Source organism: Pseudomonas cichorii, assembly GCF_018343775.1.
Classification (GTDB): domain Bacteria; phylum Pseudomonadota; class Gammaproteobacteria; order Pseudomonadales; family Pseudomonadaceae; genus Aquipseudomonas; species Aquipseudomonas cichorii.
This window is the reverse complement of sequence record NZ_CP074349.1, coordinates 4,362,018-4,373,549: the sequence shown is the minus strand read 5'-3', so window position 1 is coordinate 4,373,549 and position 11,532 is coordinate 4,362,018. Positions and strand designations below refer to the sequence as shown.

Annotated in this window: 11 protein-coding genes; 3 read left to right on the top strand and 8 right to left on the bottom strand. The window is 59.1% G+C overall.

From position 1 onward, the window contains the following. Positions 1–79 precede the first annotated feature (79 nt). The 3 genes from KGD89_RS18470 to KGD89_RS18460 form a co-directional block, all read right to left on the bottom strand. Positions 80–484 (bottom strand): helix-turn-helix domain-containing protein, encoded by a 405-nt coding sequence (locus tag KGD89_RS18470; RefSeq protein WP_038400551.1) that lies wholly within the window; start codon positions 482–484, stop codon positions 80–82. A gap of 242 nt (positions 485–726) precedes the next feature. Further along, entirely contained in the window at positions 727–2,154 is a 1,428-nt protein-coding gene (locus KGD89_RS18465; protein WP_025261250.1) for a mechanosensitive ion channel family protein, read from the bottom strand. A 64-nt stretch (positions 2,155–2,218) separates the two neighbouring features. Beyond that, complete coding sequence (locus tag KGD89_RS18460) at positions 2,219–3,241, bottom strand: alpha/beta hydrolase (protein WP_025261249.1); 1,023 nt, start codon at positions 3,239–3,241, stop codon at positions 2,219–2,221. Between the two features lie 149 nt (positions 3,242–3,390). Here KGD89_RS18460 and KGD89_RS18455 point away from each other — a divergent pair, with 149 nt between their 5' ends. From KGD89_RS18455 to KGD89_RS18445, 3 genes are all read left to right on the top strand, one after another. Then, positions 3,391–4,284 (top strand): LysR family transcriptional regulator, encoded by an 894-nt coding sequence (locus KGD89_RS18455; RefSeq protein ID WP_025261248.1) that lies wholly within the window; start codon positions 3,391–3,393, stop codon positions 4,282–4,284. 178 nt (positions 4,285–4,462) lie between these two features. Beyond that, positions 4,463–5,437 (top strand): ABC transporter substrate-binding protein, encoded by a 975-nt coding sequence (locus KGD89_RS18450; RefSeq protein ID WP_025261247.1) that lies wholly within the window; start codon positions 4,463–4,465, stop codon positions 5,435–5,437. Between the two features lie 94 nt (positions 5,438–5,531). Then, positions 5,532–7,808: a molybdopterin guanine dinucleotide-containing S/N-oxide reductase gene (locus KGD89_RS18445; protein ID WP_025261246.1), complete on the top strand. Its 2,277-nt coding sequence runs from the start codon at positions 5,532–5,534 to the stop codon at positions 7,806–7,808. Here the strand turns inward: KGD89_RS18445 and KGD89_RS18440 are convergent. The 5 genes from KGD89_RS18440 to KGD89_RS18420 all read right to left on the bottom strand — a co-directional run bounded on the left by KGD89_RS18440 (position 7,805) and on the right by KGD89_RS18420 (position 11,529). Then, positions 7,805–8,467, bottom strand: coding sequence for a response regulator (locus tag KGD89_RS18440; protein WP_025261245.1), 663 nt, complete (start codon positions 8,465–8,467; stop codon positions 7,805–7,807). The two genes, KGD89_RS18445 and KGD89_RS18440, sit on opposite strands and share 4 nt — an antisense overlap. A gap of 168 nt (positions 8,468–8,635) precedes the next feature. Then, entirely contained in the window at positions 8,636–9,691 is a 1,056-nt protein-coding gene (locus KGD89_RS18435) for a protein-glutamate methylesterase/protein-glutamine glutaminase (RefSeq protein ID WP_025261244.1), read from the bottom strand. After that, entirely contained in the window at positions 9,688–10,206 is a 519-nt protein-coding gene (locus tag KGD89_RS18430; protein WP_236249387.1) for a chemotaxis protein CheD, read from the bottom strand. The genes KGD89_RS18435 and KGD89_RS18430 overlap by 4 nt, the downstream gene beginning before the upstream one ends. Further along, positions 10,197–11,009, bottom strand: coding sequence for a CheR family methyltransferase (locus tag KGD89_RS18425; protein WP_025261242.1), 813 nt, complete (start codon positions 11,007–11,009; stop codon positions 10,197–10,199). The genes KGD89_RS18430 and KGD89_RS18425 overlap by 10 nt, the downstream gene beginning before the upstream one ends. Before the next feature lies 1 nt (position 11,010). Further along, positions 11,011–11,529, bottom strand: coding sequence for a chemotaxis protein CheW (locus KGD89_RS18420; protein WP_025261241.1), 519 nt, complete (start codon positions 11,527–11,529; stop codon positions 11,011–11,013). Positions 11,530–11,532 lie beyond the last annotated feature (3 nt).

The following is an 11,532-nucleotide window of genomic DNA, read 5'->3' as shown; positions in this document are numbered from 1 at the left end:
CGCCTGGGATTCTGTTTTTCGGGCAGACAAGTACGCTCTCGAGCTTGCTCGTGATGCGACTTTCAATCTAGCCCTTATTTCAGAATCCGCTGGCGGCAAACACTTTGCTGTTATCTGTGTTCTTTAGCGCATGACCGCGCCAAGTAAAGGGATTGATGCCTTCGGTACGGGAAAAAATATGCGAGAAGTGCGATTGATCACAGAATCCGCACTCATGACTTATCTGGGTCAAGGTCATGTCCGTGTGCTGGATCAGGCACTTTGCGCGAGCGATGCGCTGGCAGCGAATCCATTCCTGAGGCGAAAGGCCGGTGCTGCGTTTGAAGGCTCTGGAGAAATAGCTTCTGGACAAGGCACAGGCGCGGGCCAGTTCGGAGACTTCGATGTTTTCACCCAGTTTTTCGAGGATCAACTGTTTGGCCAGACGCTCGCGCCAGAGGGTCAGGCCGCCGCTTACGGCTGTCTGTTGCTTGATGCCGTCCATGGTTTTGCATATCGAGCAGGGGTATTGCGGAACCTGAGTCATGGCAATGTCCATTGTCGCGTGAAGGTGCAAATGAGTTGGCTGTTTTGTCAGCACCTTTCGATGGGCAAAAGTCTGCGCAGAGAGCGCCATTCTTGGGTGAGGGAACAGGGCTGACGAGTTAATCGTTGTTAATTTCGCAGGCGACGATCAGCCGCTATCGGTTTTGCGCAGCGCTCTGGCCTGCGCTTTCCAGTACTCGCTCAGCGAGTTTTCAGCCAACTGAGAAAGCCGCCTTTCTTGACCTGGGCAGGTCTTGCCAGCAGCGCCGAATGACTGTTCTTCTGCCGAACCGCCTGCAACTTGTGCAGCGCGTTATTGACCTGGCCGGATTGCTCCATACAGGCACGTGCGACGTTCTTGTCGATTCGATAGATGATGCTGGAGGTCATTGCCGTGAATCGCGCTTCGGACGGTGTATCCGCGAGAATGCTTTGCTCGCCCATGACCTCGCTCGGCCCCATGCGGCCCGCCTCGACTTGCTCGTTGCCGTTGGCCACCGAGGCACTGACCACCCCTGTGGCAATCACGAACAGGTAATCGGCAACCTCGTCGAAATCCAGCACCACTTGCCCCGCCGAGTACTGCTGCGCGGTCATGTGTTGTGCCAGTCGGTCGCGTTCCGGCTCGCTCAATGAGCGGAAGACTTTCACCTCTTCCAGCAGAGTGCGGGCACGGGACGTCGGTTCGCTGCTGCCGTCGAGCTGACGGACGATGCCTGCGGCTTCCAGATGGCGGTGCGCGAGGTCGAAGAGTTGATTACGCACTTCGCCTTTCTTGCTCAGGTCCGCGATAAAACCGCTGGCCACATATTCGGACATGCTTTCCCCGGCTTCCTTGAGCACTGCTTTCGGGGCTGGGGAGAGCAACAGGCTGCTGCTGCCCTGCAAGGTACGATCCAGTGCATCAAGCACACGGCGCGGGCGGATATGATTCGGCACCTGAATGCTGATCGAGACACCGTGCATGTGAGTCGGCCTGCTCAGGTTGACGATCTTGGCCTTGGCCGCCACGGAATTGGGCACGACGGCCGTGCTGCCTGCGCCGGTCAGCAAATGTGTGGCGCGCCAGTCGATATCGGTCACCTTGCCTTCGATACCGTCGATCGCGACCCAGTCATCGACCTGATAGGGCTTGGTGGTGTTAAGCACGATCCCGGAAAATACATCGCTCAAGGTGCTTTGCAGCGCCAGACCGACAATGATTGCCACGGCACCCGAAGTTGCCAGAAGCCCTTTGACGGGCAGATCCAGCACATAACCGGCTGCCGCGACCACAGCGATCAGAAACACCAGTGCGCCAATCACGTCCTGCAGCAGGCGTCCGCTATGACCGATGCGATGCATCAGGGCCAGGCCAATCAACACTGTCAGCACACGGGCTGCGTACACCCACCAGAGAATCGCCAGTGCCGTGGCGCCCAGTTGCAGCACGCTGTCATCCGGCCAGGCCGGTGCCTGCAACGGGCTGATACCGGCATTGATGATAAGCGTACTGAAGGCCAGAAACAGACCCAGGCGAATACCGACCCGAATCACTCGAAGCTGGATGGGTGACAGATGCCAGATCGACACATCGGCCAGCAGCAACAGGGCACTCCACAGCAGGGGATGGCTCAGCAGAAAGGACATGGTGCGACTCCGGCATGACAGGCTGAAACCTGCCCGTTGGGGGCAGGTTATGGCGGGCTGGGTATCAGTTGCCGAGGTGGGTTTTCAGCTCGTTCGCCGCCTGACGCATCGCGGCGCGGACTTCAGGGATCTGGTTCAGCGGGTTGAGCAGGCCGAAGTCATGGATCATCCCGTTGTAGCGCACCGCCGTAACCGGTACGCCTGCCGCATCCAGCTTGCGGGCATAGGCTTCGCCTTCATCACGCAGCACGTCGAACTCGGCGGTCTGCACCAGCGCCGCAGGCAGGCCGCGCAATTGTTCGCTGCTGGCTTGCAGAGGCGAGGCATGGATCTGGGCGCGCTGGCCGGCATCGGTGGTGTAGTTGTCCCAGAACCACTTCATCATGCCTTTGGTCAGGAAATGACCTTCGGCAAACTGCTGGTAGGAGCCGTTATCGAAGTTCGCATCGGTGACCGGCCACAGCAGCAACTGGAAGCGCAGCGCCGGTGTTTTCTGTTCCTTCGCCATCAGTGCAACGACTGCTGCCATATTGCCGCCGACACTGTTGCCCGCCACCGCCAGACGGCTGCCATCGACGCCGATCTGCTTGCCGTGCTCGGCCACCCAGCGGGTTGCGGCATAGGCCTGATTGATTGCTGTCGGGTACCGGGCTTCAGGCGATGGCGTGTAATCCACATACACGGCTACCGCACCGGAGCCGACCACCAGATCACGGATCAGTCGCTGGTGAGTCGGGAAGTCACCCAAAACCCAGCCGCCACCGTGGAAGAACATGAACACCGGCAGGTCACCCTTGATCTTGGCAGGACGGACGATCTTGAGGGTGATCTTCTGACCGTTGGCATCAATCGAACGCTCGCTGACCTCCACGCCCGACAGATCCACCTTGACCGAGGTCTGCGCGCCGGCCAGGACTGCGCGGGCATCCTTGGGGCTCAGTTGTTCAAGCGGTTTGCCACCGCCAGCGGCCAGGGCTTCGAGAAAGGCCTGAGTGTTGTGTTCGACGCCAGGGCTGCCAGCGGCAAAGGCACTATTGACGGACAGGGCGAGCAGGGTCGTGGTCAGGGCTTTTTGCAGGGTGTTCATGGGGTCAGTCCTTTTGAAAAACGAAAGTGGTTGGCGGATAAGGGCAGTCCTGGCTTCGGGCCTTGTCTGCACCATGGACACAGATTAATAGGGTGCTGAAAGGCGAAAAAGCGGCTATAAAGCGTTTAACTGTCAACCAGGTTGTGACAATGAACCCCTTTGAAGATATGCGTATTTTTTGCCAGGTCATGGAGTCGGGCAGCTTCACGGCGGCCTCCGACAAACTGGGCCTGTCCAAGCAGTTCGTCAGTCGTCGCCTGATGCAGCTCGAAGAGCGGCTGGGCGTGCGCTTGCTCAATCGCTCAACTCGCCGCCTGGATGTCACCCCGCTGGGGCAGAGCTATTACGAATCGGCCTTGCGCCTGCTGGGCGACGTCGAGCAGGTCGAGCAAGGCATTTCGGGGCAGAACAGCGAACCACGCGGGACCTTGCGCCTGAGCGCGCCGCTATCATTTGCCGTGGCGCATCTGGGTTGCCTGCTTCCGTTGTTTCTGCAGCGCTACCGGGATGTGGCAGTGGAGGTGGACCTGAGTGATCGGCCGGTGGACCTGCTCAGCGAGGGCTATGATCTGGTGCTGCGTATTGGCGTGCTGGAAGACTCCAGCCTGATTGCCCGGCGTATCGCAACAATTGACCGGGTGTACTGCGCCAGCCCTGCATATCTGGCTGAACGGGGACGTCCGGAAAAACCTGAAGACCTCCACGCCCACGACTGCTTGCCCTATGGCCATAACCGTCAGGTGCAGTGGCGTTTTCAGGGCAGCGGCAAACCCGTGAGCCTCAATGTCAGCGGGCGGATGCGTACCAATAACGGCGAGTTGTTGCGAGATGCGGCGATTGCCGGGCTTGGCATCACCTACTTGCCGACCTTCATTGTCGGGGCCGCGCTGAGCAGTGGAAGTCTGGTCAGGGTGCTGGATGACCTGCGTCCCGAGCCCCTCACATTGTCGGCGGTTTATCCACAGCATCGTCAGGCTTCAAGGCCGGTGCAGGCCCTGATCGAGTTCTTGCGCGAACGGTTGGCAACCAGCGATACCCTTTGAGCTGACTGGGTGATAACTGAGCTGTTTGCATATTAGGCTAGATCGAAAATGAATTTAGATAATGTTTTTTAGAATGATAGGGTTCTAAGAATTCGTTTCAAACATTGAAACCGTTATCAAAAAATCGGCTACCGCACCTGCGGATCCAGACCCCATTTCGATCCAGTGGAGATTGCACGTGTCCGACAACACCCTTGCCCGATGGAAAAAAAGCGTTCTGTCCGGTCTGTTCCTGACGCTTGCGGCTTCGTTGAATGCTCAGGCCGCTGATCTGGTGGTGGGCGACCAGAGCTACAGCGCCCGTACCGTGATGGAAGCTGCGGGGGTGCTCAACGACCTGCCTTACGAACTGGAATGGAAGCAGTTCACCGCCGGCTCGCCAGTGGCCGAAGCCTTGAACGTTGGCAGTCTGGATATTGGCCTGCTGGGGGATTCGCCGGCGCTGTTCATGGGCGCTCTGGGCGCACCGATCAAGGTCATCGGCGTGTCGCGGCAGAATCTGGATGGCGTGGCCATCGTGGTACGCAAGGACTCTTCCATCAAGAGCGTTGCGGATCTGGCAGGCAAGAAAGTGGCGATCTGGAAAGGCTCTTTCAGCCAGCAATTGATGCTCACTGCACTGGACAAGGCGGGTGTGCCCCGTGATGCCGTGGAGTATCGTTACCTCAGTGCGCTGGATTCCTCTCATGCTCTGGACGGCGGTTCGGTGGATGCCATTGCGACCTGGGAGCCCTACGTCACCCAGCAGGAACGCCAGGGCGCCAGGATCATCATCACGGCCAAGGGGCTGATTCCGGCCCAGAGTTTCATTGTTGCCAACGACAAGGCCATCAAGAACAAGCGTGCCCGGATCAACGATTTCCTTCAGCGTTTGCAAGCGGCCCGCGACTGGTCGGTGCGTGATCCGAAAAACAGCGAAACCTACGCCAACGCCTGGTCAGGCCTGACCCGAGCCGACGCTGAAGTCGCCCGCCGCTGGTTCTCCCGCTCGCAGATCGTCGTGGTACCGATTACACCTGAAGTGATTGCGGGCGCGCAGCAGACCATCGATTTTTTCAACAGTGCCGGGCTGACCAAAAGCTATCCTGCGGCCAGTGTGTTCGATGAGTCGTTCAATTCGGCGCTTAAATTGCAGGAGCAGGTTTCACGTTGATTCATGCTTTATTCGCGAATGAATTCCACACCCGGCTGTTGGAGCGAATTCATTCGCGAAACCCCACGCCCCAACCACTCAGGAGCCCTTCACCATGACGTTCACTTCATTGCACTGGGGCGTCTACCGCCCACAGGTTGTGGACGGAAAGCTTGAAGCGCTGGTGCCCGCCGAGTGGGACAAGGACCCTTCGCCCATCGGTGATTCGGTGGCAGGCGCCATCACGTCGCCGACCCGTATCAAGCGTCCCGCCGTGCGTCGCAGCTTCCTTCAGGAGTCCGGTGGTCGGCCTGAACTGCGTGGCCAGGAGCCTTTCGTCGAAGTGTCCTGGGACGTTGCACTGGATCTGGTCGCCCGAGAGCTGAAGCGCATCAGGGGCGAGCATGGCAATCAGGCCATCTTTGGCGGCAGTTATGGCTGGGGCAGTGCAGGGCGTTTTCATCATGCCCAGAGTCAGTTGCATCGCTTCCTCAACTGCCTGGGTGGTTATGTGTTCAGCACCGACAGTTACAGCCTCGGCGCAGGTCGGGTGTTGATGCCGCATATCGTCGGCAATATGGACTGGCTGCTGGCGGCGCATACCTCCTGGAAGAACCTGGCCGAGCATTGCGAGCTGTTCGTGGCCTTCGGTGGCTTGCCCGCCAAGAACGCCCAGACCAGCCCCGGCGGTGCCAGTGATCACCTGCTGGCTGATGCCTTGCAGGCGATGTCGAAAGCGGGTGTGGAGTTCGTCAATGTCAGCCCGTTGCGCGATGACTTGGTCGGCCCTGAAAAGAATGAATGGCTGGCGGTTCGTCCCGGCAGCGATACGGCGCTGATGATGGCGTTGTCCTGGGTCTTGATTACTCAAGGGTTGTATGACGAAGCCTTTGTGCAGCGCTATACCGTGGGCTATAAGCGCTTTCGCGAGTATCTGCTGGGGCATGTCGACGGGCAGCCAAAGGACACGCAATGGGCCGAGCAACTGACTGGAATCCCGGCCCGCCAGATCACCGAACTGGCGCAGCGCATGGCCAGTAAGCGGACCATGATCAATGTCGCCTATTCCTTGCAGCGCTCCATTCATGGCGAACAACCGTTCTGGATGACCGTGACCCTGGCCGCGTTGCTGGGGCAGATCGGTTTGCCGGGAGGCGGTTTTGGTCTGGGCTATGGCTGCATGAACAATACGGGCAGCGGTCGCAAGGCATTCTCGGGGCCACGCTTCGAGCAGGGCAGCAACCCGGTCAAGGATTTTATCCCGGTGGCGCGTGTCGCCGACATGCTGCTCAACCCCGGCGAGCCTTTCGATTACAACGGCCAGCAGCGGCACTATCCCGACATTCGGCTGGTGTACTGGGCCGGCGGTAATATCTTCCACCACCATCAGGACCTCAACCGCCTGCTGGATGCCTGGCAGCGGCCTGAAACCATCATCGTTCACGAGCAGTACTGGACCGCCCAGGCCAGGTACGCCGATATCGTCCTGCCTGCGACCACGGCGCTGGAGCGCAATGACATCGGCAGCTCGGCTTCCGACCGTTTCATGATCGCCATGGAGCAAGCCATCGAGCCGGTGGGCGAAGCCCGCGACGACTATTCGATCTTTGCCGACCTGGCGCAGCGCCTGGGCTTTATCGATACCTTCACCGAAGGGCGTGATGCATCGGCCTGGCTGCGTCATATCTATGAGCAGTCTCGCGAGCGGGCTGAAACCTTTGGCGTACAGTTGCCGGACTATGACCGGTTCTGGCGCGACGGCCTGTTCGAGGTGCAATACCCCGAAACCGACATGATTCTGCTCAAGCCTTTTCGCGATGATCCGCAGGCCAACCCTTTGCCCACACCTTCAGGGCGTATCGAAATTTTCTCCGAGCGCATTGCCGGGTTCGGTTACGCGGACTGTCCGGGGCATCCGGTCTGGCTGGACAAGCCTGCGACCTCATTTCCCTTGCACCTGCTGTCCAACCAGCCGCGAACCCGCCTGCACAGTCAGTACGATCATGGCGCCTATAGCCGCGCCTCGAAGATCCGCGAACGCGAGCCATTGACCCTCAATCGCCGCGATGCCCAGGCACGCGGTATTGGTGACGGCGATGTGGTCAAGGTCTTCAATGAGCGCGGTGCTTTTCTGGCCGGGGTGATTGTCTCGGACGACATTCGTCCTGGTGTCGTGCAGATCGCCACGGGAGCCTGGTTCGACCCTCTGATACATGGCCAGAAGGGCTGCCTTGAGAAACATGGCAACCCGAACGTGATCACCCTCGATGCAGGGTCTTCAAGCCTGTCTCAGGGCTGCTCGGCACAAACCGCATCGGTGGAGGTTGTGAGGTGGGATCAGGCGTTGCCTGAAGTGACGGCCTTTGAGCCGCCACTTCTGACGTCATGCTAATCGTTGACCTGAATGATCCCTTCCCGAACGGCGAAAAGCACCAGACTGGCAAGGTCGTGAATCCCCAGACGATGCATGACCTGGGAGCGATGGGCTTCCACCGTCTTGACGCTCAGGCCAAGACCCAGTGCGATGGAACGGGTCGATTCGCCACGGGCGATCAGGCGCAGGATTTCAAGCTGTCGTTCGGTCAGTGAAAAATTTCCGGATCTTGTGGGCGAGTGGGGCGTGAGGCTTTTCTTGACTGCCTCGCTGACCACCAGCGGCACGACCTCCGAAGACAGGTATTGATCGCCATGCTGCAATGCTTGCAGGGCCAGTTCCAGCTCCAGAAAACTGGCGCTCTTGAGCAGATAGCCCTGGGCACCCAGTTGCAGGCACTTCATGACAAAGCCTGAGTCGGTATGTGTCGACAGCATCAGCACCTTGGAGCAGGGCGCATGCACCGACAGTTCTTCCAGTGCATGCACGCTGCATGATCGCTCCATGGACATGTCCAGCAGGACGATGTCCGGCGACAGCAGGCAAGCCAGCTGGATGATGCTGTCTCCATCGCCAGCTTCACCGACGATTTCGTATTCGTGTTGTTTTTCCAGTAGTGCCCGGATACCCGCCCGAAACAATGGGTAGCTATCAGCGAGCAGAATTCGGCAAGGCATATTTCCGGCCTGTGTCGCATGGGAAGGGTATAGCTGGCAACGAGTGAAAGCTACGATTACTGTTCTCCCGTGGGAGTTGATGATAGCCCGCTGATAGCGGACTGCATCCGTGCGAAATACGGCCACTCAAAGGACATCCCTATCCCTGATTGTGGCGCTGGCATTGCGTTAGCCATGCCGTGCGCTGTCACCAAACTGTTGGATCAGTATCGGTACTCTGGACAGCGGTTCTATCGCTTGTGCAGCGCCCATGCGAATGGCTTCCTTGGGCATGCCGAAGACAATGCAGCTGGCCTCATCCTGAGCGACGGTATGGGCTCCGCTTTCACGCATGGCCAGCAGGCCGCGGGCGCCATCGTCACCCATGCCGGTCATGATCACGCCCAGGGTATTGGCGCCTGCATGTCTGGCCATGGAGCGGAACAGCACATCTACCGATGGCTTGTGCCGGTTGACCGGTGGGCCGTCGAGAACCTCGACCTGATAGTGGGCTCCGTTGCGCTTGAGCTGCATGTGCAGACCGCCGGGGGCGATCAAGGCCAGGCCGCTGTGAACGCGGTCCAGGTGTTTGGCTTCGCGGACTTCGATCTGACACAGGCTGTCGAGACGCCTGGCAAAATCGGCCGTGAATTTCTCCGGCATGTGTTGAACGATCACAATGCCCGGACAGTCACGTGGCAGTTGGCGAAGAATGAATTCCAGTGCCTGGGTGCCGCCGGTCGAACAGCCCAGAGCCACGACCCGGTCGGTGGTTCTGAGCAGCGGGTTTGCCGGTGGCGGCGGTGCCTCCGCGGCCTGGGTACGTGCAGGTGGCCGGAAAGCGCCTGGGCGGGTGCGGGCGGCTTCTTCGATCTTGCGGATCAGATCCCCCGAGATCTGCTCAAGGCTCTGTTTCAGGCCCAGCCGGGCCTTGGTGAAAACACCCACCGCACCGGCCGCCAGGGCTTCGACGGAAACACTGGCACCGGCTTCGGTCAGGGTCGAGCAGATCAGGGTCGGGGTCGGGCGCTCGCTCATGATCTGGCGCAGAAAGGTCAGGCCGTCCATGCGCGGCATTTCCACGTCCAGAATGATGACATCCGGCCAGTCGCGCCGCATCTTGTCGATGGCGTAGATCGGGTCGCTGGCCTGGCCGATCACCTCGATACCGGGGTGGCTTGCCAGGCAATTGGTCAGTACCTGGCGAACCAGGGCCGAGTCGTCGACGATGAATACGCGGATCACAGAATATGTCCACCTGTCCTTGAGTTCTGTGTGATGACGGGCAACGTGACTTCATTGCGCTGGCATTCGATCCTGCCGCTCAGTCCATCGATCTGCAGGCGGCGGTAATGGTCGCCATTGAGATCGTGCAAGTCCACCGACCATTTGCGCAGGTGGAATTCCTTGCGGGCGAAATCGCTGTTGGTGTGGCCGATCTTGCGCAGGCCGTTGCCCTCGAAGCGCGTCATGCAGCCCCCGCCGAAAATGCCTTTGCGGTACTCGCTCGGGGTGGTGCCGTGACGCACCATGTCGGCATGCATGCGCTGGAACACGGCTTCACCGTAGCGAGTGTCGTGATCATTGCAGTTTGCGGTCGGGTCACGGGGCAGCAGGTAGTGCGACACTCCCAGTAACCGCCAGCGTGGATGCCAGAGAATGACTGATACGCAACTGCCCAGCAGCGTCGTGACCGGTCCGTCGTGGCGACCGAAGAAGTAATCACCGGGTCGCAGGAAAAGGGGTTGGTTTATAGACATTCGTACACCGAAGGCCTTACCAGCCGTACAGGTAGATCAAAACCGTGAATGCTTTCAGCATGACCTATGAATAAAAGGCCGCCTGGACGTAACTGACAGACAAGGCGCTGCACGATACGTTTTTTCTCTTCATTGTCGAAGTAAATCAATACATTACGCAGAAAAATCACATCAAACAGGCCCACGTCCTCTGACAAGGGTTGAACGATGTTGACTTCCTGTAGCGTGATACGGTCGCGCAGGGCTGCCTTGACCCTGAAGCGTCCGCTCATGTCTTCAATCCCCTTGAGGCAATAACGCTGCATCCAGCCTTCTGGAAAGTACTTGGCCTGCGTCAGATCATAGATACCCTCGTGGGCCTTTTGCAGCATGCTCAGGCTAAGATCGCTAGCCATGATGGACCAGTCCTGTGTAGTGGCACTTTCACTCAGAACCATGGCCAGAGTGTAAGGTTCCTCGCCCGATGAGCAGGCTGCACTCCATAGTCGTAACGATCCCCGTCGCCGTGCCAGCCACTGGCCCAGAAACTCGAAATGCGGGTTTTCGCGGAAAAAATAGGTTTCGTTTGTGGTCAGAAGATCGACCACCAGACGGCGCTCCTGCTTGTACAGGGGCTGTTCAAGCATGTGCAGGTATTCGGTGTAGCTGTCCAACTGGTAATAGCGAAGACGCTTCATCAGGCGCCCGGCAACCAGCGGGCGCTTGTTCTGCGCCAGCTGGATGCCCGAAGCATCAGCCATTAGCTTTTGCAGATGGAGAAACTCGGCGTCGCCGAGTGTCGGCATCTTCAAGGCTTCTGACATTTCAACTTCCCTTGAGCACAGCAAGACTGAGCTGGCGAATGTCATCCAGGGACAACACTTGTGCAATGTTCAGAATGATGGTGAAGGTCTGGTCGCGACGTGCCATGCCCGCGATGAAATCCGTACGGATACCGGCCCCGAACGGCGGTGCGGGCACCACCTGCTGCGGGTCGATATCCAGCACGGCGTCCACGGCATCCACTACCAGGCCGATGCGCTGGTAGAGGTCTTCCAGCGTCAGCTCGATGATCACGATGCAGGTGCGCTTGCCGGGCGTGGTCAGCTCGAAGCCGAAGCGCGCTGCCAGATCGAGCACCGGCACCACGTTGCCGCGCAGGTTGATCACACCATGGATAAAGGCCGGCATCATCGGTACGGACGTGACTTCGTCGTACTCGATGATCTCGCGCACCAGATCGATAGGCAGCGCATAAGCGGCGTCCCGCACCCGAAACGACAGGTGCTGGATGCTCATCGTGTCGGCGTCGGATAACCGTTCGACAGTTTGGGGAAGACTCATGAT

Coding starts and splice junctions, on each gene's coding strand:
- KGD89_RS18470 (WP_038400551.1), bottom strand. CDS start 484: ATGGACGGCATCAAGCAACAGACAGCCGTAAGCGGCGGCCTGACCCTC.
- KGD89_RS18465 (WP_025261250.1), bottom strand. CDS start 2,154: ATGTCCTTTCTGCTGAGCCATCCCCTGCTGTGGAGTGCCCTGTTGCTG.
- KGD89_RS18460 (WP_025261249.1), bottom strand. CDS start 3,241: ATGAACACCCTGCAAAAAGCCCTGACCACGACCCTGCTCGCCCTGTCC.
- KGD89_RS18455 (WP_025261248.1), top strand. CDS start 3,391: ATGAACCCCTTTGAAGATATGCGTATTTTTTGCCAGGTCATGGAGTCG.
- KGD89_RS18445 (WP_025261246.1), top strand. CDS start 5,532: ATGACGTTCACTTCATTGCACTGGGGCGTCTACCGCCCACAGGTTGTG.
- KGD89_RS18440 (WP_025261245.1), bottom strand. CDS start 8,467: ATGCCTTGCCGAATTCTGCTCGCTGATAGCTACCCATTGTTTCGGGCG.
- KGD89_RS18430 (WP_236249387.1), bottom strand. CDS start 10,206: ATGTCTATAAACCAACCCCTTTTCCTGCGACCCGGTGATTACTTCTTC.
- KGD89_RS18425 (WP_025261242.1), bottom strand. CDS start 11,009: ATGTCAGAAGCCTTGAAGATGCCGACACTCGGCGACGCCGAGTTTCTC.
- KGD89_RS18420 (WP_025261241.1), bottom strand. CDS start 11,529: ATGAGTCTTCCCCAAACTGTCGAACGGTTATCCGACGCCGACACGATG.